21 protein-coding genes and 2 other annotated features are annotated in these 23,088 nt (G+C 34.7%); all 21 genes read right to left on the reverse strand.

Features of this window, described 5'->3' with window-relative positions; genetic code table 11:
• Nucleotides 1-266 precede the first annotated feature (266 nt).
• Nucleotides 267-428, reverse strand: a complete 162-nt coding sequence (locus B2S90_RS06690) for a hypothetical protein (RefSeq protein WP_187114824.1) — start codon at nt 426-428, stop codon at nt 267-269.
• A 308-nt stretch (nt 429-736) separates the two neighbouring features.
• The gene (locus B2S90_RS06695; protein WP_278779601.1) at nt 737-3,361 is read right to left on the reverse strand and encodes a valine--tRNA ligase; all 2,625 of its coding nucleotides are present in this window, start codon (nt 3,359-3,361) and stop codon (nt 737-739) included.
• Nucleotides 3,339-3,974: a hypothetical protein gene (locus B2S90_RS06700; RefSeq protein ID WP_055233419.1), complete on the reverse strand. Its 636-nt coding sequence runs from the start codon at nt 3,972-3,974 to the stop codon at nt 3,339-3,341. Before B2S90_RS06700 ends, B2S90_RS06695 begins: the two co-directional genes overlap by 23 nt.
• 33 nt (nt 3,975-4,007) lie before the next feature.
• Nucleotides 4,008-4,209 (reverse strand) — a binding site (T-box leader).
• 36 nt (nt 4,210-4,245) lie between these two features.
• Nucleotides 4,246-4,548, reverse strand: coding sequence for a PTS sugar transporter subunit IIB (locus B2S90_RS06705; protein WP_278779599.1), 303 nt, complete (start codon nt 4,546-4,548; stop codon nt 4,246-4,248).
• 75 nt (nt 4,549-4,623) lie between these two features.
• A complete protein-coding gene (gene yihA, locus B2S90_RS06710; RefSeq protein WP_286696767.1) occupies nt 4,624-5,217 on the reverse strand; it encodes a ribosome biogenesis GTP-binding protein YihA/YsxC in 594 nt (197 codons plus the stop codon).
• 1 nt (nt 5,218) lies between these two features.
• Nucleotides 5,219-7,543 (reverse strand): endopeptidase La, encoded by a 2,325-nt coding sequence (gene lon, locus B2S90_RS06715; RefSeq protein ID WP_278860718.1) that lies wholly within the window; start codon nt 7,541-7,543, stop codon nt 5,219-5,221.
• 44 nt (nt 7,544-7,587) lie between these two features.
• Nucleotides 7,588-8,868, reverse strand: coding sequence for a trigger factor (gene tig, locus B2S90_RS06720; protein WP_278779593.1), 1,281 nt, complete (start codon nt 8,866-8,868; stop codon nt 7,588-7,590).
• A 64-nt stretch (nt 8,869-8,932) separates the two neighbouring features.
• Nucleotides 8,933-9,856 (reverse strand): hypothetical protein, encoded by a 924-nt coding sequence (locus B2S90_RS06725; RefSeq protein WP_286696768.1) that lies wholly within the window; start codon nt 9,854-9,856, stop codon nt 8,933-8,935.
• An 89-nt stretch (nt 9,857-9,945) separates the two neighbouring features.
• Nucleotides 9,946-11,064, reverse strand: coding sequence for a 6-phosphofructokinase (locus B2S90_RS06730; protein WP_006504354.1), 1,119 nt, complete (start codon nt 11,062-11,064; stop codon nt 9,946-9,948).
• A gap of 103 nt (nt 11,065-11,167) precedes the next feature.
• Nucleotides 11,168-11,731, reverse strand: coding sequence for a Maf family protein (locus tag B2S90_RS06735; protein ID WP_278779589.1), 564 nt, complete (start codon nt 11,729-11,731; stop codon nt 11,168-11,170).
• Nucleotides 11,731-13,869 carry a polyribonucleotide nucleotidyltransferase gene (gene pnp / locus B2S90_RS06740; RefSeq protein WP_278861796.1) on the reverse strand — a complete coding sequence of 713 codons (2,139 nt, stop codon included), beginning with the start codon at nt 13,867-13,869 and terminating at the stop codon, nt 11,731-11,733. The genes B2S90_RS06735 and pnp overlap by 1 nt, the downstream gene beginning before the upstream one ends.
• Before the next feature lie 101 nt (nt 13,870-13,970).
• On the reverse strand, nt 13,971-14,237 hold the full coding sequence (gene rpsO / locus B2S90_RS06745; RefSeq protein ID WP_006504357.1) for a 30S ribosomal protein S15: 267 nt from the start codon (nt 14,235-14,237) through the stop codon (nt 13,971-13,973).
• Between the two features lie 83 nt (nt 14,238-14,320).
• Nucleotides 14,321-15,250: a bifunctional riboflavin kinase/FAD synthetase gene (locus B2S90_RS06750; RefSeq protein ID WP_147556416.1), complete on the reverse strand. Its 930-nt coding sequence runs from the start codon at nt 15,248-15,250 to the stop codon at nt 14,321-14,323.
• On the reverse strand, nt 15,250-16,083 hold the full coding sequence (gene truB / locus B2S90_RS06755; RefSeq protein ID WP_147556417.1) for a tRNA pseudouridine(55) synthase TruB: 834 nt from the start codon (nt 16,081-16,083) through the stop codon (nt 15,250-15,252). The genes B2S90_RS06750 and truB overlap by 1 nt, the downstream gene beginning before the upstream one ends.
• A gap of 40 nt (nt 16,084-16,123) precedes the next feature.
• Nucleotides 16,124-17,350 (reverse strand): tyrosine--tRNA ligase, encoded by a 1,227-nt coding sequence (tyrS, locus tag B2S90_RS06760; RefSeq protein ID WP_006504360.1) that lies wholly within the window; start codon nt 17,348-17,350, stop codon nt 16,124-16,126.
• Nucleotides 17,351-17,382: 32 nt separating this feature from the next.
• Nucleotides 17,383-17,581, reverse strand: a binding site (T-box leader).
• A gap of 32 nt (nt 17,582-17,613) precedes the next feature.
• Nucleotides 17,614-19,179 (reverse strand): ClC family H(+)/Cl(-) exchange transporter, encoded by a 1,566-nt coding sequence (locus B2S90_RS06765; RefSeq protein WP_286696769.1) that lies wholly within the window; start codon nt 19,177-19,179, stop codon nt 17,614-17,616.
• 88 nt (nt 19,180-19,267) lie between these two features.
• Nucleotides 19,268-20,272, reverse strand: a complete 1,005-nt coding sequence (locus B2S90_RS06770) for a LacI family DNA-binding transcriptional regulator (RefSeq protein ID WP_055288712.1) — start codon at nt 20,270-20,272, stop codon at nt 19,268-19,270.
• A gap of 1 nt (nt 20,273) precedes the next feature.
• Nucleotides 20,274-20,753, reverse strand: a complete 480-nt coding sequence (locus tag B2S90_RS06775) for a YtxH domain-containing protein (protein ID WP_055233431.1) — start codon at nt 20,751-20,753, stop codon at nt 20,274-20,276.
• An 11-nt stretch (nt 20,754-20,764) separates the two neighbouring features.
• Entirely contained in the window at nt 20,765-21,061 is a 297-nt protein-coding gene (locus B2S90_RS06780) for a DUF948 domain-containing protein (RefSeq protein WP_055233432.1), read from the reverse strand.
• Nucleotides 21,062-21,072: 11 nt separating this feature from the next.
• Nucleotides 21,073-22,383 (reverse strand): UDP-N-acetylmuramate--L-alanine ligase, encoded by a 1,311-nt coding sequence (locus B2S90_RS06785; RefSeq protein WP_006504365.1) that lies wholly within the window; start codon nt 22,381-22,383, stop codon nt 21,073-21,075.
• A gap of 78 nt (nt 22,384-22,461) precedes the next feature.
• Nucleotides 22,462-23,088, reverse strand: coding sequence for a DUF4261 domain-containing protein (locus B2S90_RS06790; RefSeq protein ID WP_055288711.1), 627 nt, complete (start codon nt 23,086-23,088; stop codon nt 22,462-22,464).

A 23,088-nucleotide genomic window follows, 5' to 3' on the forward strand; every position in this document is an offset into this window, starting at 1 on the left:
CTGTTGATTATGGGTAATTAAAATTCTTTTCATTTCTTGAAAAACTGATTTTTTCTTTAATCAAACGTCTTTCTAAATAATTAATTGTTACTATTTAATCAGTTTTTTGCGAGCTTGCCCCATTAATTGTAAATGCAAATTTATTTAAATCTAGTTTAACTTTTAATTCATTACAATGATAATGTATTGAACTATCTTCTCTCACAAATTTATTCAACATATTCCCCTTCCTTACAAATAAGGGTGCGAATTGCACCCTTCTCTTCCTAATTTCCCCATTCTAATGTAATAAGACGACCTAATCTGAGACGACCTTTAGCTGATCTAAGCAAATTTAATCCTGCAATACCTAGAAGTGCATATACTATATAAGTCAACGCACTTCCACCACTGATCTGCTCCTGTCTTTCTACGGATAACTCGTACATATTTACTCCTTTCTGCTCCCTCACTATATCTATACGCTATATATCATCTATTTACTCAAAATTTTTTCTATTGCATCATTATTATACGACCAAGTCTAAGGTATCCACGTGATGCTCTCAATAACTTAACTCCTGCAATACCTAAAAGTGCATATACTATATAAGTCAATGCACTCCCACCATTGATCTGCTCTTGTCTTTCTCTAGATAACTCGTACATATTTACCCCTTTCTGCTCCCTCTACTTTATCTATACTCGATAAAATCAATAATTACTAAAAAAATCCCCAAATAAATGGGGATTTTAATTAATTCATCTTTGCAAGTTTTTCTTTTGCTGCAGCATATTTAGAACGATAATCTTCAAGTTTTGCTTTTTCTTCTTCAACTTTTGCAGCAGGTGCTTTAGATGTGAAATTAGGGTTAGATAACATACCTTCACCACGCTTGATTTCACCTTCAAGCTTCTTGATTTCCTTTTCAACCTTTGCTTTTTCAGCTTCCATATCAATATACTGACCTAAGTCAATATTAAGTGTATTACCACCCTTGATAACTTCAGTCGCATTATTCTTGCTAGTTGGTACATTATATCCAACACAATTTGCATTAACTAATTTGCTGACATAAGGCGCAATTTCTTTTAATAATGCTTCAAGATCATCCTGCTTAGTAGTAATAGTATAATCTACTTCAATGCTGTTCTTGATTACATAAGTATGTCTGATTTCTCTTACACCCTTAATAATATCAATTAAGTAAGCAAACTGATCATTAATTGTATCATTATCGTATTCTGGATTTACTTCTGGCCACTTAGAAATAACAATAGATTCTTCGTTATGTGGAATAGCCTGATAGATTTCTTCAGTTACGAATGGCATGATTGGATGTAATAATCTAACAATAGTATTTAACACATATACTAATGTATTTAATGCAGATTTCTTAGCTACTTCATCATCACCAGTTAAATGAAGTTTAGATAATTCGATATACCATGAGCAGAAATCATCCCAGATAAAACGATATAATTCAGTTCCAACATTAATAAATTCAAATTTATCCATGTTTTCATCAACACTTCTAATTACTTCATTTAATCTATTTAAGATCCACTTATCTGCTAAGTTAAGTGTTGCATAATCTAATTCTTCTAACTGCTGATCTTCATCAATATTCATTAATACATAACGTGCACTGTTCCAGATCTTATTAATGAAGTTCCAAGTAGATTTTAATTTAGCTGGTACATAACGCATATCAGCTCCTGGTGAAGAGTTATTTAATAAGAACCATCTTAATGAATCAGCTCCATATTCATCAATAACATCCATTGGGTCAACACCATTGCCTAAAGACTTAGACATCTTACGACCCTGTTCATCTCTAATTAAGCCATGAATTAAAACATTCTTGAAAGGTCTTCTACCAGTAAATTCAATAGACTGGAACATCATACGACTTACCCAGAAGAAGATAATGTCATAGCCTGTTACTAATGTATCAGTCGGGAAGTATCTCTTAAACATTGGATCTTCTGTATTAGGCCAGCCCATAGTTGAGAATGGCCATAAAGCACTTGAGAACCATGTATCAAGAACATCTTCATCCTGAGTCCAATTTTCAATATCTTCAGGTGCTTCTTTTCCTACATATAACTCACCTGTTTCATTATTGTACCATGCAGGAATACGATGTCCCCACCATACCTGACGTGAAATACACCAGTCTTCAATGTTATTCATCCAGTTAGAGAATGTCTTTTCAAATCTTTCTGGAACGAAGTCTACTCTATCATCAGTTTCCTGATTCTTTAATGCATTTTCAGCTAATGGCTTCATCTTTACAAACCACTGCTTAGATAAATAAGGTTCTACAATTGCATGAGAACGTTCTGAGTGACCGACTGAATGCACAATAGTTTCAATATGGTCAACAACACCAGCTTCTTCGAAATCCTTTAATAAAGCTTCACGGCATTCAAAACGATCCATTCCTTTATATTTACCAGCCAAATCATTCATAGTACCATCTTCATTCATACACTTAGGCATTGGAAGATTGTACTTCTTTGCTAGCTGGAAGTCATTTGGGTCATGTGCTGGTGTACATTTCATAACAGCAGTACCAAAATCAAGATCAATATAGCTATCAGCCATAATTGGTAGTTCATCACCATTAGCAGGGTTGATTGCCTTCATACCAACATATTTCTTATATCTTTCATCATCAGGATGTACAAAAATTGCCTGATCAGCAAACATTGTTTCTGGACGTGTAGTGGCAATGACTAAAATATCATCAGAACCAACAATATGATAATTGAAGTAATACATATGGCCTTCAATATCTTCGTGATATACTTCGATATTTGATAATGCAGTTCTTTGTACTGGGTCCCAGTTGATAATCTTTTCACCCTGGTAGATTAATCCCTTTTCATATAATCTAACAAATACTTCTTTAACAGCATCTGATAAACCTTCATCAAAAGTAAACCTTTCCTTTGAATAATCTAGTGATAATCCTAGTTTAGCCCACTGTGCACGAATAATATCTGCATATTCTTCTTTCCATTCCCAGATCTTATCAACAAGCTTTTCTCTTCCTAGATCATAACGAGAAATTCCCTGTTCTCTAAGTCTTGCTTCTACCTTAGCCTGAGTTGCAAGTCCAGCATGGTCCATACCTGGTAACCATAATGCGTCATAACCCTGCATTCTCTTATAACGGATAATCATATCCTGCATAGTTGTATCCCAAGCATGACCTAAATGTAATTTACCAGTTACATTTGGTGGTGGAATAACAATACTGTAAGGCTTCTTTGTTAAATCTCCAGCTGTAAAATATTCCTTGTCTAACCAATGCTGATATTTACCTTTTTCTACAGCTAAATGGTCATATTTAGTCGGTAACTCTTTCTTCATTCTGTTCATCCCCCTCGATAAATGATTCTTTATGTTCTCTAATATATTTAGTTAATTTAGGCATGAAATCTGTACCTGCAATCATAGTGATATATTCATGCGTGAAATCCGAGAAATTATAAGAAGAATAATCACCCATATCTTCGTCTTCTTCACCATTTTCCATGATTTCATTTAATCTCTTTGCACTCTTTACTAATTCAGCAATCTGTGGTTCACGTACATTATTGAAATAAGTTTCTAATTCATCCGCATATACTGAATAAGCAGGTGTTTCAAAAAAAGAACGAATTGTTTTAGTAGTACTTACACATTCATTTAACTGACTGATACCATAGACAGTTCTTTCTTCCATATTTAACTTATCTAGGAAGTTTTCATCTTCGTCTTCTAAATCTCCAATGCGTGCAACAATTAGATTCACTAAATCTTGATCACTGCAGGCATCAAACTTTTCCGATGTAAAATGCTTGTTTTTTTCTTTAAAGTCTGCAAAACGTAATGCTTCCTCCATCTGTTTTTCTTTAATGGATTTTCTCTTTTTATAATAGAAATAACCTAATGTTACTGCAAATAGAGTAAAAACCACTAATATCGGTGTTCTGTATTCCATAGTTCCTCCTTAAAAATAAAAAAAGAGAATGTGCATAAGGACGACTGTATCGTGGTACCACCTTATTTCACATACTCTGTATGTCTCTTTACTTTAACGCAGTATTACGTATCTGACTACTTCATTCACCAAATATGCTCCAAGGCTACCTTCCAGTCTTCACTCTCCTCTTTCACACCAACCAAGAGGTCTCTTTAAGAAGAATAACTGTACTCCTCCTCTTCAACGCTTGCTATTATTCTACCAAAGGCATAGTCCAAAGTCAATGAACTTATTTACCTAGATATTCTAAAGCCTGTTCAAGTACTGATTCACCATTCATCATACCGTAGTCCTTCATACCAATCATATAAACTGGAATAGAACCAACAGTTTCCTGAATTTCATCCTTTGCATAGCGAACCTGTGGGCCTAGAAATATAATATCAGCCTCTACATCCTTTAAATCTGTATTTTCAGCATTCACTGCCCAGATTTCTGCTTCCACGCTCTGTTTAGCTGCTGCTCTTTTCATCTTTTCTACAAGCAAGCTTGTACTCATCCCTGATGCACAGCATAATAAAATCTTAATCATCAAAAAACTCCCTTCTTGCGACACATTATATACTAAAATAAGGCATTTGTGAAGAAAGAAAAAAAGAGAGATTTATCATCTCTCTTCGCATAGTTCTAAGATACAATCCCAGACTTCTCTGACGCCTTTTTTCTTTAAACTAGAAAAACGTACAAAGTGGTCATTCGGATCAAAATCCAATGTTTCTTTAATAAGCTTCTCATTCTTGACAAGTTCATTACGTTTAAGCTTATCTTCTTTCGTTGCGACAACAATAACTGGAATACCAAAATGCTTTGCATAGTCATACATTGTCACATCATCATCTTTTGGTTTATGACGATAATCCACAATAAGAATCATCGCTTTAAGATTCTTTCTATTACGTAAGTAATTGTCAATCATTTCTGAGAACTGCTCTAACATCTTCTTTGGCACTTTCGCATAGCCATATCCTGGCACATCGACCAGTCTTAATTCATCGTTAATATTGAAAAAATTAAGAGTACGCGTCTTACCAGGAGTAGAACTCACTTTCGCAAGCCCCTGTACATTGGTTACTGTATTAATAAACCTTGACTTTCCTACATTTGAACGTCCAGCCATGACTACTTCAGGTAATGATTCATCCGGCCACTGACTTGGCCAGGCTGCACATAACATGAATTCGGCTTTTTTAATCATATACATACTACTTTACCAATGCATTTTCTAAAACAGTATCAATATGATCTGCTGTGATGATAGTTAAATCTTTTCTTACTGATTCTGGAATATCGTCAATATCCTTGGCATTATCCTTAGGAATAATGATTGTATGAATACCAGAACGATGAGCGGAAATTGATTTTTCTTTTAAACCACCAATTGGTAATACATTACCAGTTAATGTCACTTCACCTGTCATTGCGACATCATCACGTACAGGTTTTTGTGTAAAGGCTGAATAAATAGCAGTTGTTAAAGTGACACCAGCACTTGGTCCATCCTTCTTCACTGCACCTTCAGGTACATGAATATGAATATCCTGCTTATCAAAATCAATATCCTTCAAGTTATACTTATCAGCATGGGCCTTAAGATAGTCTAATGCAATTGATGCAGATTCCTTCATGACATCACCCAGCTGACCAGTCACTATAAATTTACCGCTACCTTTAAAGTGATTCACTTCAATTGGAAGAATATCGCCACCAAACTGAGTCCATGCTAAACCAGTCACAACACCTACCTGAGGCTTTGGCTGTTTCTTTGTATGATCAAATGGTGCTTTACCTAATAATTCTTCTAAATCTTCAACTTCTACAACAACATGATCAGTTGTCTTTTTAAGAATCTTTAATACTGATTTTCTACAGATTGCCGCAATAAGTCTTTCTAACTGACGGACACCTGCTTCACGTGTATAGTGTCTAATTATATACATGATAGCTTCATCAGTAATAGTTAACTGTTCATCAGTTAAACCATGATTCTTAAGTTCTTTCTTAATCAGATGATCTTTCGCAATCATCTGTTTTTCTTGTTCAGTATATGAAGATAATTCAATGATTTCTAATCTATCACGTAACGGTTCTGGAATACCTCCTAAATCATTTGCAGTCGCAATAAATAAAACCTGTGATAAATCATATGGTTCTTCAATATAGTTATCTGAGAACATAGAATTCTGTTCAGGGTCTAATACTTCAAGCATCGCACTTGTAGGATCACCCTTATAATCACTTGCCATCTTATCAATTTCATCAAGTAAGAAGACAGGATTCATGACACCAGCTTTTTTCATACCCTGAATAATTCTACCCGGCATTGAACCTAAATAAGTTCTACGATGTCCTCTGATTTCTGATTCATCAGTGACACCACCTAAAGAAATCTTCACAAATTTACGATCTAATGCACGTGCAATAGATTTAGAAATAGAAGTCTTACCAACACCTGGTGGGCCTACTAAACAGATAATAGGTGCCTTTAAAGACTGGGTCATCTGTTTTACAGCAAGTTGTTCCAAAATTCTTTCTTTAGGTTTCTTTAAACCAAAATGATCTTCATCAAGGATCTGTTCTACTTTAGTTATATCCTGATTATCTTCAGTCATTTCAAACCAAGGAAGTTTAGTCATCCAATCAAGATATGTACGAACAACATTGGCTTCAGGTGAAGTAGAAGGCATCATTTCATAACGTGCTAACTCTTCAGTCAACTTATCTTTAACATTCTGTGGATAAGGATTATCTTTGATCATAGAACGGAATCTCTCAACTTCATCCTCACCATTAGGTGTATCACCTAATTCTTCTTTAATCGCTTTAAGCTTTTCTCTTAAATAGAATTCTTTCTGGTTTTCATCAATACTCTTCTTAACACGATTATTGATAGAATTTTCAATTTCATTTATTGCCTTTTCTTTCTGCATACATGCAAGAACTAATAAAAGACGCTTATTTACATCAGGCTCGGCAAGAATCTTTTCTCTTTCAACAAGTTCAGAGTTAATATAATGACCGATAGTATCAGCAAGTTCACTTGCTGATAAGCCGTTAGTAATATTTGCAATCAATTCTCTAGGTAATAGCTGACTTGCCCCATTCATCGACTGCATCTGTTCAGTAATTCTACGTACTAAAGCAATTTCTTCATTTTGATCACCATGGATATCTTCTAAATAGCGTACCTTTGCATAATAGCATTCACCTTCAGTATAAAGTGATTCTAATTCAACACGCTTTTCACCTACTACAGTAAGCTTGATAGTACCATGATTATCTTTTTTAATACGTTTTGTAATTTTACAAAGTGTGGCATGGTGGTAAACCATGTCAAAATTTATTTCTTCTTCTAAAGGATGGATCTGTGACACTAATACAATATTAGAATCATGCTGACTAACAGATAGATCCATTGCATTTAAGGAAAATGTACGTCCTACATCTAAAGACAATTCATGTCCTGGAAATACAAGCATACCGCGCGTACAAATAACAGGAAGATCAACTGTCACATTTAAATTTTCCATAACCTATTTCTCCTTTCTTAGAAAAAATAAGACGCATAGGCGTCTTATTTCACATTATCTTTTATTAACTGAAGAGCCTTTCTGTGAGTTAAATCACCCTTTAATACATGTTCCTGACCACCAAGAACCTTCTGAACTTCTTCAAGTGGCATGTTGTAGTATGTAGCGATTTCTTTCATTTCATCTTCCATTTCTGCATCAGTCACTTCAATGTTTTCAGCCTTAACGATCTTATCAAGGATTAAGTTTAACTTAACTCTTTCTTCAGCCTGATCCTTAACATCAGCCTTGATATCATCCATTGTCTTACCAGTCATCTTAGTGTATAATTCAATGTTTAATCCCTGCTGAGATAAGTTCTGGTTGATTTCGTTAATGATGTTCATAACTTCGCTATCAACCATTGCATCTGGTACATCGATTGTATTGTTAGCAACAACAGCCTTAATTACTTCTTCGTTGAACTTGTTTTCAGCTTCAGCCTTCTTCGTAGTTCTGATTTGATCTTTGATCTTTTCCTGTAACTGTTCTAATGTTTCAACACCTTCAATGTTAACATCTTTTGCTAATTCATCATCAATTTCAGGTAAAACCTTTGCTTTGATTTCATGAACTTTAACCTTGAATACTACATCAGCACCTGCTAAATCAGCTGCATGATATTCTTTAGGGAAAGTTAAGTTGATTTCTTTTTCTTCACCAGCAGTCATACCAACTAGACCTTCTTCAAATCCAGGGATGAATGAGTGAGAACCGATTTCAAGTGAATAGTTTTCTGCTTTTCCGCCTTCAAAAGCAACACCATCTTTGAAACCTTCATAATCGATAACAGCTGTATCGCCTTCTTCAACTGTTCCTTCTTCTTTAACTACTAATTCAGCAAACTGCTTCTGGTAGTCATTTAATCTTTCTTCAACATCTTTCTTAGTTACTCTTACCTGAGTCTTCTTAACTTCTAATCCTTTGTATTCACCTAATTCGAATTCAGGTTTAACTGGACAAGTGAAAGTTACTTCTAATTCAGTTTCAGTAGACTTAACAACGTTTGCAGTTGGCTGAGCAACTGGAGTTACATTGTTGTCAATGAAGATCTTAGCATAGTTTTCGCTTAAGATTTCTTCAACAGCCTGTTCTCTTAATGCCTTAGCACCAATCTTAGCTTTTATTAAATTCTTTGGAGCATGTCCCTTTCTGAAACCATCTAACTTAACTGAACCAGCTAACTTATTTAAAGCCTTTTCCTGAGCTGCTGCCCATTCTTCTGTATCGAAAACGGCTTTGATTTCAACCATTGATTTCTCAAGTTTTTTAACTTCTGTATTCATTTCTTAATCTCCTTTACTATTTGCAATTGCTATTATACATGAAAGATTCATGCAATGCAACAATTTAACACTCTAATTGTTTGAGTGCTAAGATTTCTTTTTCAATGTCTGATAAATCGCAATTGTAATCAATTTCTATATCAGATGGATCGACTGGTATATTCTGTAAAGTCGCAACATAATAGTGTATAGTTGCTGCAACTAGGTCACAGTCTTCTGGCATAATATCTTTAGGATAGAGAGTATAAAGATAATATTCCAAATAATCGAGACATTGTGAGAGAAGCGTAGGATTATGATCTTCTAATACTCTTGAAAGAGATTTACCAATCAATATGTAACATTCTCTTTCTAATACTAAAGGACTATAAGAGCCATTAAAGTAATATGTTTCATCACCTTTCACTACAGTGAATTCTTCATCCACCTGTTGATCAATCAAGATTTCCATAATAAGTGTCTTCGCAAAAGATGACTTATAAGGATTTTCTAAGAATCTTCCTACTTCAGGAATGATCATACGGATGTTTAACTGCTGCAATTGATCAAGTGCCATATAAATCAAATCATCATTCACTTCATCTCTATCAAGCAGACGACCAATTTCCTGTGCAGACATAATGGTACTCTTGTTTTCTAGCTGGTAATTCTTTTCCTGCTTCATAAGAATAATTTCATCATAAACCGCATTGAATAAGTTTTCATACTGCTGAGGGATATAAGGCATGGATAATTCTTCAATAAGAATATTAATTGCCTGTTCATATTCTTCAAGTTCTTTTAAAGCATTTAAATATAAAGCAGTCACTTCATAATAAGTGTTATTGGCCTGCATTTTCGCAACGGCCCCTTCCTGCATACATCTTTGATAATCTTCTAATGCATTCAAGCATACAAGACGATAATATCTAGTCATCTCGTCATCCATATCTGTCAAACGACTTAATGCGACTTGATACTGGCCTTCTTCAATAAGTTCTTCTATCATTTTTGCCTCCTTGAGTTTCCATTTTATCAAAATTAGACTATCTGTCAACATAATTAAAAAACCTTACAAAATGTAAGGTTCTTGTCTTATTATTCATCACCAAATGATACGCCCATGGCTTTAGCAGCCTGAACAAGATCTCCATTAGGATCAACAAGCTTCTGCTTACCAAACTTCGCATCACCGATTACTTCTTCAAGTGAAGTATATTCCATGTTGCCACCCTTTAATGATACAACATTTCCAAATAAGCCCTCATCAATCATAGCACATGCCTTATTACCAAATCTGATAGATAAGATTCTGTCATATGCATCAATATCACCACCACGGATAATATGACCCGGATTGACAGAACGTACTTCATGATTAGGAATGACTTTTTCTAGATCATCAGCTACCTTTGCAGCAAGTCCAGAATAACGAATTGGATCTGGTGAATCTTCTACAATCTTGCCGATTGACTTTGTACCATCTGCATACTTAGCACCTTCAGCTACTGCAATAACAGTATATGGAAGACCTGCTTCATCACGTTTCTTAACTGCTTTCGCAATATTTTCAATAGTAAATGGAATTTCAGGAATCAATACAACACCCGCATTACCTGCAAGACCTGCATACAATGAAATCCATCCAGCTTCTCTACCCATTAATTCACAACAGATGACACGATGATGTGATTTTGCAGTAGTCTGAAGACGATCTATGAATTCAGTACCAACACTCATCGCACTGATGAACCCATATGTTAAATCTGTAGAAGTAAGGTCATTATCCATAGTCTTTGGTACACCAATGACATTGACACCTTTTCTGCTGAAATCTCTAGCACTTGTTAATGTACCATCGCCACCTAATACAACTAATACATCAACACCATCTTTCTTAAGATTTTCAACGCCTACATCACTTACGTCTTTTCTTACTTTCCCACCATTTCCATCATCTACAAGATAATCGAATAGGTTATCCTTATTAGAACTATAAAGAATAGTTCCGCCTTCCTTATATATATCCTCTACCTTGTCTACAGTTAATTCAACATAATTATTATTATACAATCCACGATAACCATATACAAAGCCAATGACTTCCCAATTATATTTTTCAATCGCAATCTTAGTGATTGTTCTGATTACCGCATTTAAGCCTGGGCAATCTCCTCCGCCAGACAATAGCGCAATTTTTTTAACTTTTGAATTCATGATATTTCCTCCTTATGTAAATCCCACTCTCTATTATAAATTAAATTGTTAGCGTTTTCAATATAAATATGAAGCGCTTACATGTAAGCATAAAAAAAGAAGCCTATAATGGCTTCTCAATCATTGTTTCAATGACTTCTATTACATGCTTTACTGGGAGTCCAATGACGTTATCAATATCTCCCTGCACTTCTTCAATGAATTTTCCTGCAATACCCTGAATCGCATAAGCACCCGCTTTACCCTTCCATTCATCAATAGAAAGATAATCATCAATCATATCATTGATATTCTTGAATGTAACTTTTGTTTCATCTACAAATGTACAAACCTGATTTTTATAGAATACAGCTACTGATGTAAACACACTATGTGTATCACCACTTAATGATTCAAGAATTTCTCTTGCTTCATGAGCACTGTGAGCTTTACCAATAATCTTTCCATTATGATAGATTGTTGTATCAGCACTGATTACAACATCATCAGGATATTTCTCATGAATAGAAATACCTTTATCATATGCGAGTTTCTTAAGTCTTTCTTCTATTTCTAGAGACGAATCAAGATATTCAGTAATAGAAGAGGCATCGATAATAAAATCAATGCCTTCTCTTTCAAGCAGTTCTTTTCGTCTAGGAGAAGTACTTGCAAGAATAACTTTCATTATTTCTTTTCCTCAGCAGGTGCTTCATGTTTAACGATTGGTTTTGGTAATAATGCTTTTCTAGAAACATTCACACCCTTATCAGTAATCTGAGTTACTTTAACCTTTACTGTATCGCCAAGATTGATCACATCGCTGACTTTATTTGTTCTATCCCAAGCAACATCTTTTACATGTAAGAATCCATTTGTACCAGGGAATAATTCAATAAATGCATACTTTTCTTCAACTCTTACAGCCTTACCATCGAAGATTTCGCCTACTTCAACTTTTCTAGTTAAATCCTTGATCATACCCATTGCATGGTCAATGGCTTCCTGAGAGTAATGATAGATAGTAACATTACCTTCATCATCAATATCAATCTTAACATTATCACTTTCCGCAATAATCTTATTGATCATATCTCCACCCTTACCGATTACATCTTTAATCTGTTCAGGTTCAATCTTCATCATAGCAACCTTAGGAGCATATGGACTTAAGTGATCTCTAGGTTCACTAATTGCTGACATCATGCAGTCCATGATTTGTCCTCTTGCAACCTTTGCCTGAGCTAATGCTTCCTGTAGAATTTCTTTAGTAATACCATCAATCTTGATATCCATCTGTAATGCACAGATACCGTTCTTTGTACCTGCAACCTTGAAATCCATATCACCAAGATGGTCTTCCATACCCTGGATATCAGTTAAGATTGTATAGTTTTCGCCTTTTTTAACAAGACCCATAGCGACACCAGCCACTGGATTACTAATTGGAACACCAGCAGCCATTAAAGCCATAGTTGATGCACAAATAGAAGCCTGTGAAGAAGAACCGTTAGATTCTAATACTTCAGCAACAACTCTGATTGTATATGGGAATTCTGTTTCAGAAGGAATAACCTGTCTTAAGGCTCTTTCACCTAAAGCACCATGGCCGATTTCTCTTCTGCCTGGAGAACCCATTCTTCCTGTTTCGCCTACACAATATGGTGGGAAGTTATAATGATGCATGAAACGTTTCTGGTCTTCCATTCCAAGACCATCAATTTTCTGAACTTCACCTAATGCACCAAGTGTACAGGCAGATAATACCTGAGTTTCGCCACGAGTGAACATAGCAGAGCCATGTACACGTGGTAATAAATCCACCTGTGCGTCTAACGGACGTACTTCATCTACTTTACGACCATCAGGTCTTACCTTTTCTTCAGTAATAAGACGTCTTACTTCTTCTTTTTCAAGATCACCAAGAACCATCTTAACCTGTTTAATAGTCTTATCATGTTCTTCAGCAGTTGCATATTCTTTTTCTTCAAAAGATTCTACAACCTTAGCATCTAATTCATCAATAGCAGCATATCTTTCAAGCTTACCAGGAATAGAAATGGCTTTGATCATTTCTTCCTTAGCCATTGCTTCTACGCTAGAAACAATATTTTCATCTAATGCAAATAGTGGAACATCAATCTTTTCCTTGCCAACAGCTTCTACAATCTGTTCCTCGAAAGCAATTAATTCCTTAATCTTTTCATGACCGAATATCAATGCATTCAACATTGTTTCTTCGTCAACTTCTTTTGCATCAGCTTCAACCATGTTAATAGCATCCTTTGTACCTGCTACTTCAAGGTTGATTTCACTTCTAGCCATATCTTCAGGTCCTGCGTTGACAGTAAATTCACCATCAATTAAACCTACGTTAACACCTGCAATTGGACCATTGAATGGAATATCAGAAATACATAATGCAATTGATGCACCAAGCATTGCTGCCATTTCTGGAGTTGCTTCCTGATCAACTGATAGTACAGTATTAACAACCTGTACTTCATTTCTGAAACCATCTGCGAATAATGGACGGATAGGTCTATCAATCATTCTTGCAGTTAATGTACCATGTTCACTAGGACGGCCTTCACGCTTTAAGAATCCACCTGGAATCTTACCTACAGAATATAACTTTTCTTCATAAGTTACTGTTAATGGGAAGAAATCTACATCTTTTGGTTCTTTCCCTGCACATGCTGTAGAAAGAACGACTGTATCATCATATCTTACTAAACAAGAGCCGTTTGCTTGTTTAGCCATTTCACCGACTTCAACCTGGATTTTCTTACCATAGAAATCCATACTAAAAATTTGTTTTGCCATAAATTCACCTCATATTCTTCAAAATTATATCATAAATCAACTATTACACAAACAATTATTTGACAGAGACATGAAAAAAAGCCCCATAGGGCTTTTGTTTTTTATCTTCTTAATCCTAACTTATCAGTTAAAGCTGTATATCTATCAAGATCTTCACTCTTAAGATACTTTAATAAGTCTCTTCTCTTACCGATCTTCTTTAAAAGACCTCTGTTAGAATGATTATCCTTTGGATGCTGTTTGAAGTGACCGTTTAACTTGTTGATATCAGCAGTTAATAATGCAATCTGAACTTCTGGAGAACCAGTATCCTTTTCTACGCGACCATATTCAGCCATGATCTTAGCTTTTTCTTCTTTAGTTAACATTATGTTTTCCTCCTAAATTATACTCTTCGCAATATCCAAGCTAGATGTAAGAGGTACAAATATCCTAGACATTGTTGCAAGGCTTATTCTACACTATTTTGATATAAAGTCAAATACTTTTTCATGACTTGACTTAAATATTTCTTGTCTTCTGTTAACTGTGTTTTTAGTCCTTCTAATCCATTAAAAACAGTTTCTTCACGCTTATATAAATAGAAAGTAACCTCTACTTCTTTACCATACACATCTTCATCAAAATCAAAAACGTTGACTTCTAATGAAAGACGATTGATATCATTGAATGTAGGATTCATACCAATATTCGCCATTCCTATATAATAACGATGATTGATTTCTACAATTGTGCCATATACCCCTCTTTTAGGTAAGTATTTCATGCCATAATCAATATTTAATGTAGGAAAGCCAATCAAGCGTCCTCTTTGTTTACCATGAATAACTGTTCCCTTTACTTGATAAGGTCTATCAAGCAATGTATTGACTTCTTCAATCATTCCCTGATCCATCAGTTTCTTAATAAGAGTTGAGGATACTTTTTCCGTTTCATTATACATAACAGCATCTTTCACAATAAGATCAAATGACTGTTTTTTCAGATCTTCTATATTACCGCTGTTATGAACACCAAAATGGAAATCATAACCACATACAAGTCTTTTCAAAGGAAGCTTATTTAAATATTCATCAATAAATGCCTGTGGACTTAATGCTGCTACTTCCTTAGTAAAATGAATAACAAGGAGATAATCAATCCCCATTTCTTCTAGAAGCTCTTTTTTCTCTTCTAAAGTGATAATTGATTGTCTCTTTTCACCCTTTAAGACACATAAAGGATGCACATCAAAGCTCATGACAGCTGTTTTTGTTTCTCCTTTATATTTCAATACTTCATTAATCAAAGACATATGACCAAGATGTAAACCATCAAAAAAGCCAATTGCAAGAGAAAGAGGTTCTTTTAAATTCGCCTCTTCCATTTTTATGACCTTCATTAGAAAAGCCCCCTCAAGCTCTTTAAAGAACCTTTTCCATCTGGGCCATATATTGCAAGTAACTTACCTTCCTTTGAATAAACAGCCACATTATGATCTATGTCACTCTTGATTTTCTGACCAGTCATGACAATTCTTTCATCTACGACAATAGAATCATAATAAGAGAATACTTCTTCTAACGGAATCACTGGTCCATTGTTTTCTTCAAGTTCAACTAAAGTCACTGCCTGATCAATAGTGAAATGCCCTGACTGATTTCTTACTAATGCAGTCATATGAGCAGGATAGCCTAATGCCTTCCCAATATCTACACATAAAGAACGGATATATGTTCCTTTAGAGCACTTAACATCTATAGTTATTTCATCATCATGTGCATTGACTAAATCAAGTTTATAAATAGTTATTGGCCTTTCTGGAACTTCTACTTCTATACCTTCTCTGGCATATTCATAGAGCTTCTTACCATTAATTTTAATAGCTGAATACATCGGAGGCTTCTGCATAGAATCTCCTTTAAAAGAAGATAGTACTTCATCTAGATGATCATAACCAGTAAAAGGCTTAGTTTCTAGAACCTTACCCTCAGAGTCATATGTATCTGTAGCACTGCCAAGTTTAAGGGTCGCACGATATTCTTTTTCTTCACTCATTAAAAACTGCATTGCTTTAGTGGCTTTATTAATACCAATAACTAAAACACCAGTCGCCAAAGGGTCTAGTGTGCCACAATGTCCTACTTTTTTAGTATGCATAATACGTCTCACATAATTAACGACATCATGACTTGTCATACCCTGTGGTTTATTAATTAAAATAATACCATCCATCTACTCACATCCTTCCTAAAAAAAGCAGACTATTGTCTGCTTAGATATGATTAATAACGAAGTACTTCTTCTTACCTCTTCTAATAACAGTCACCTTGCCACCAAAAGCATTATCTTTAGATACAACAAACTTTTCATCAGTGACCTTTTCACCATTTACAAGAACACTTCCACCTTTTACGAACTGTCTTGCTTCACGATTACTAGAAGCAGCACCTGCTTTTACTAATACATTTAAAATCTGTTCATCTTCAGTGACATCAATACTTGGCACACCATTGAAGCACTGTTTTACCTGTTCATAAGTCATGCTCTTGATATCACCACTGAACAATTTTTCAGAAATGTTGACAGCTTCTTCATAAGCATCTGCACCATGAATGAAAGTAATAACTTCTTTCGCAAGTGCTTTATGTGCTTTTCTTAAGTGTGGTTCATTCTTATTTGATTCTTCTAATGCTTCAATTTCTTCTTTAGATAAGAAAGTGAGATATTTTAAGTAATCAATAACTTTGCTGTCTTCACTATTAATGAAGAACTGATACATCTCGTATGGTGAAGTCTTTTCTCTGTCTAACCAGATTGCATTTCCTTCTGATTTACCAAACTTAGTACCATCACTCTTAGTAAGTAATGGCATAGTGAATCCATATGCTTCATCACCAGTCTTCTTTCTAATTAATTCAATACCTGCAGTAATATTACCCCACTGGTCCTGACCAGCAACCTGTAAATCACAGCCTTTATTTTCATGTAGGTAATAGAAGTCCATTGCCTGCATAATCATATAAGAGAATTCAGTGAAAGTGATTCCTTCATCTAATCTTCTTTTGATAATATCCTTTGATAACATGTAGTTGATATTAAAATATTTACCATAATCTCTTAACCAGTCAATGAAATTTATATCCTTAGACCAATCTAAGTTATTGACTACTTCAAAACCGAATAAGTCTTCAGCCTGCTTCTTTAAGCAGTCGAAGTTATGCTGTACCTGTTCTTTTGTGATCATTGGTCTTTCAGTTGTTGGCTTTGGATCCCCAATCTGTCCAGTTGCACCACCGACTAAAAGAATTGGATGATGACCTGCATCCTTTAATCTCTTAGACATTAAGAAAGATGAGAAATGTCCAATATGTAAAGAATCCCCAGTTGGGTCAGTACCAATATAGAATGTCATTCCTCCTGCATTTAACTTATCTTTTAAGTCTTCAGAACTTACATCTTTAATGAGGCCACGCCACACTAATTCATCATAAAATGTCATAATTTCCTCCTATAATATAAAAGAGAATCCATCCAAAGGACGAATTCTCGCGTTACCACCTTTATTCATGTCATAGACATGCTCTCTTGTTGATAACGGTGTACTCACCGTCTAGACTTTGCATCTAGAAGCTCCAAAGTGTATTCGTTCATACTGCTGCTCTTATTTTCACCAGCCATAAGTTCTCTAAACCAGCGCATATGAATTACTTGTCTTCTTCATCGCAATTAAAAGTCTACATGAATTCATGATGTTTGTCAATATCAGCTTGTAAAGACACTTTCCAACATCAGTTTCGTCTCATCAAGGTGGAATGCATCTACTAAGACAATGACACGATCTCCTGAAATAAGCTTAGTATCCCCTTTTGGAATGATTTCTTCTCCACCACGAATAACGGAAACAATCAAACTGCGGCGTGGCAGCTGCAAATCCTTAATATACTGATCACAAGTTTTTGAACCAAGGCCAACTGTATAGCCAATAAGCTCCTTACTATCCGCATATTCATCCATAGAATGATAAGGCTGATTGTTTAAAAGATTTGTTAAAAGACTCTCATAAATTGGTTCGCTATGTAAAAGATTGGCGACATAGTAAGAAACAAAGGATACTAACGCAATTGGTAGGAGCATCTTTAAAGTTCCACTCATTTCCGCAATAAGCACAATACCAGTAATCGGTGCTCTTACAATGGCACTAAAGTAAGCAGCCATTGCCATAATAATGAAGTTCATAAAATACTCAGAAGGAACACCACACATAATAGCAACCTTACCTACACTTGCACCAATCAGACTTCCAAGAATGAGTAATGGAAAGAAGATTCCTCCAGCCGCACCTGATCCAAATGAAACACATGAAATCAATAATTTTAATATAAACAATAAGACAAGAGTAGATAAAACAAGATTTGGTTCATTGAGATATTCTACAAGTTTATGTCCTCCACCCATGACAAGTGGACAATAAAATCCTAAAATTCCAGATAACACCAAGGGTATAATGACTCTTTGATGTTTCTTTAAGAATGGTGTTTTCTTATAAAGTTTAATAGTTCCCATTGTAACCTTATTATAGAAAGCACCTAATATACCAGCGACAATACCGAGAATAATAACCCAGAAATAATTCTTTAAAGGGAATGTCTCTTTGATTGAGAAAGCTAAAGTAGGTGATAACCCAAAGATATTTCTACTTAAGAAATCCGCAGTAATAGATGCAATCATTACAGAAACAAGTGCACTTGTAGAGAAGTTCTTATGAACTTCTTCTAAAGCAAACATGATACCTGCAAGAGGTGCATTGAATGCGGCTGATAAGCCAGCTGCGGCACCTGCTGTCATTAAATAACGTTCTTCAGTTTTTACACGTTTTCCTTTTTTCGCAAGAGCTTTACCAACCATACCACCTAGCTGGATACTTGGACCTTCTCTCCCTAATGATAAGCCGCCTACAAGTGCAAGTGCACCTGCACAGAATTTTGCAAGTAAGACTCTCCACCAGCATTCATCAATACGTCCCTGTACTTCTGCTTCTAGCTGTGGAATACCAGAGCCTCCAATCATAGGCTCCCACTTTAAAAAGACTGAAATTATAAGACCTAATACAATAAGGCCAATGATCCACAAAGGCCAATAAGACACGTTATGTGCGACAAAGTCCCTTATAGTAAAATAGATAGATTCTGCATTTGATAAAACAAGACGATAAACGATACAGACAGCACCTGACACGATACCAACAAGTAAGCCTTCATAAGCCAAGCGCTTATTGAGTTTGCTTCTTTCTCGTAATATATTTGCAGTATCAGACTGATTTTTAAGCATATATAATCCTCCCAGTAATTATAATGACCCATACTATTTTAGCACATTCTAAACCAGTAAAAAAGGATGCCTCAGCATCCTTCTTTGGTTATTTAGTTGTATTACGCTTAATGAACGCATAGTGCATTGGCACTTCTGCTTCATCAATTTCTTCATGATTTAAAATCTTTGTAAGAAGTCTGATTGCGATAGCACCCATATCATATACAGGTACATGAATAGTAGTAAGAGGTGGACGACAAATATTAGCATAACTTGTATCCATCATACCAACAACCTGCATATCTTCAGGTACATTGATACCATGATCAATTGCTGCATTGACAACAGCGACCGCTTCCTTGTCATAGCCTGTTAAAACAACATCATGCTTATGAGTATCAAAATATTCCTTTAATTGAGGATAGCTTTCTTCATAATGGTTAGAAACATCCACAATATAATCTTCAGGAAGTGATACACCACTATCTTTAAATGCTTCTTCAATACCCTTCGCAAAATCATTTAAATCAACTAAGTTTTGAGTTGCTCTTACAAAGCAGATATCCTTTTTACCCTGTTCAATAAATTGTTTAGTCATATCATATGCAATACTCTTTGCATCAACATATACAGAACAGATATCTTCATCAGAAATCTTATATCCAACAACAACTGCAGGAATACGGTATTTTTTAATGAGATCAATTTCTTTATTAATACAGTTATTATTGAATAATACAATCCCATCAGCTCTTGATTTAATAACTTTCTCAATTACTTCTTCAATCGGATTACCTAAACCAAGTTCATCAGTTGTATATATAATGATATTGAAATCTAAAGTACGTCCAGTATCTCCAATACCACCAATCATATCTTTTACATGTCCAAATAGTGACTGTGGGAATACAACTGCAATAGTTGTAGTTTTACTAGTTGCAAGACCTCTTGCAATCTGATTAGGCTTGAAATCGAGTCGTTTAATTGTTTCAAGTACACGTTCTCTTGTTGCAGGCTTTACAACATTTGAACCATTAATTACTCTTGAAACTGTTGCAAGTGAAACATCAGCTGCTTCTGCAACATCATAGATTGTTACTTTCTTCTTCATACTAGTCCTTGATTTCCTCAATCATTTCATCTAGCTGTTTTTCAACATCATCAATTTGCTGATCAATCACATCATCATCAATCATGGCAGCCTTATCATTAATCATTGTTTTCACTTCAGCAATTTTCTGATTCACACGTCCAGTTACTTCGACAACTGAACCTTTCACCTTATCAAATTTTTCACTAGATTTTACTTTTTCTGCTAGAATTTCTAACTTTTTCTGTACTTCATCTACTTTTTCTTTAGTAGTTTCTTTAAAATCATCAGGATCAAATTCATCTACTGACTTTTTAATATTTTCAATTGTTTCTCCTAATTTAGCTTCAACATCTTCTCTAGTAAGACTTGCTAAACAGTCATAAGTAGATTTTGATTTAGCTTTGATGTCTTCTCTTAATTCGCTACCTTTCTTAGGTGCAAATAATAAACCAGCTAAAACGCCTAATCCTACTCCGAATAATACTTTTCCGAATTTCATAATTATACCTCCTATTTTTTCTTAAAGATATTTTTCAAGCCTAGTACCGTTCCTAAAACACCTGCGCCTGATCTCTTCCTATTAAAAATACCACTTACCACATTGATAGGTTCATTGAGCTTATCCATTTTATAGTTAATATCATCCACTGTAACATTTACTTTAGAAACTGTTGTTTCTAAATGCTGTGCCAAATGACTGACATCCTTTAAAGTTGTAAGTGCATGGATAAGAAATACTCCTAGAGACACTAATGCAAATACACCAGCGAGCACTAGAATACATAGACAAATTGTTAAGATATCCATGGGATGTCCTCCTATGCCTTTTCTTTTTCCTTAATAACTAAATCTTCTAACTTATAAATATCCTTAGGACTCATAAATAAGAATACTGCATTATCATATTGAGCCAATTCTTTTGCACCTGCTTCATCTTCAGTGACCACTTTAGAACGAGGTAGGTTCTTAGTAATAACACTGACATCAATATCGATTCCTGGTTCTTTTGGCGCATTTTTAGGGAAATCTACAAAATATGGATGATCAACTGTATCCATGATTCGTGCATAATCCTTCGCAAATCTTAAGCCACGTGAATATCTATCTGGCTGATAAACCGCAACAATCTGCTTACCAGGGAAACGTGTTCTTGTTTCTTCAATTACATATTTAATAGCTGTTGGATGATGTGCATAGTCATCAACATATACGTTATTGCCTACTTCTTTCACTGCATAACGTCTCTTAGTTCCCTTAAATGTACTTAACTGACTCTGCATATAATCAAAGTCCATACCTTCAAGATAACCTAAAGTAATAACACCTAATGTGTTATAAAGTGTATGCATACCATAGAATGGTAAAGTGAAATGTCCAAAAAGATCACCATAGATATATACATCAAATGAAAGACCTTTTTCATTATTAATCACATTTTTAGCCTGAACATCATTACCGTCTTTTACACCGAATTTTACAACTCTCTTTGTATAATTCAAATGTGGAAGATGTGGATCATCACCCCAGATGACAATAGCCTTTTTTGCCTGGTTGGCATATTTTTCAAAAGACTGTTCATACTGTTCCATTGACTTGAAATAGTCTACATGATCCATTTCAATATTGTTGATATAAGAATAATCTGGATGATACCATAAGAAATGATCTTTATATTCACAGCATTCAGCTATAAAATACTTAGCACCCTTAGTAGCATAGCCTGTACCATCTCCAATTAATACATTTGTCTTATCATAATCTTTAAACAAATGATAAGCCATACCTGTAGTAGAAGTCTTACCATGTGTACCTGCAATACCGATAGTAATATGATCATCCATAAGCTTAGCTAGGAAATCATAATAATGGTGAATTGTTACATTAGGATTATCTTCTGCAGCAGCCACTTCTTCATTAGATCGATCAAATGCATTCCCTACAATAACATCCATACCGTCTTTAATGTTGTCTTTGTTAAATGAATAAATAGGAATATTTCTTTCTCTTAATCCATCTTCAAGGAAGATATACTTATCAATATCACTTCCTGCAACTTCATAACCTAAATCATATAGAATTCTCGCAAGAGAAGCCATTCCTGAACCTTTAATACCTATAAAATAATACATATATTTTGTCACCTCGATAATATATTAACACAAATTAAATAATGATTACATAGATATCACTTAAAAATGAAAGTATTTTCATAAATTGGTAAGAAAAGGATCGTCTATCCTAAAAGTTGGTGTATCAAATATCTCACTTTCACCCAAATGAATAGTCAAAACCTGTTCAATAGTGAGTCCAATAGTTTCACCATCTTTAAATACCACATTGTTCATAATAACATAGAGTGCAGTGTCTTTAATGAAGTCTAATACAGCCATAGGTTCCCCAATAGAAGAAACTTCTATTTCATGATAGCCGAGCTTTTCAAGACCATCCGTATAAGCCCCTACTCCATTTTCTAATGGATATAAACCAAACCAGATGACGTTATAAATAGGAAACATATCCTGATCAATCATCTTGGCCATTGTTTGATAAAAAGATGGTTCATAAATGACATCATTCATATAAACTCCTACAACATTCTCATCAATGTTTGAACATACTTCTTCTACAAATAAAGGACAGTCTGTCTGAATGGTTTCAATTGCCTTATGGATATGAATCATTCCCGTATGATTTTTAGTACATGCATCTGCTTCTTCCCACATAAAATTACTTAAAGCTGCATTAAGACGTACTTTGTCATCTAATGGCTGATTAATATAATCACTTGTTTCATTGAATGGTTCTTTTACTAATAAAAATGCTTCTAATTCCAT

Source organism: Catenibacterium sp. UBA627, assembly GCF_002299355.1.
In the GTDB taxonomy this organism is placed as follows: Bacteria; Bacillota_I; Bacilli_A; order Erysipelotrichales; family Coprobacillaceae; genus Catenibacterium; species Catenibacterium mitsuoka.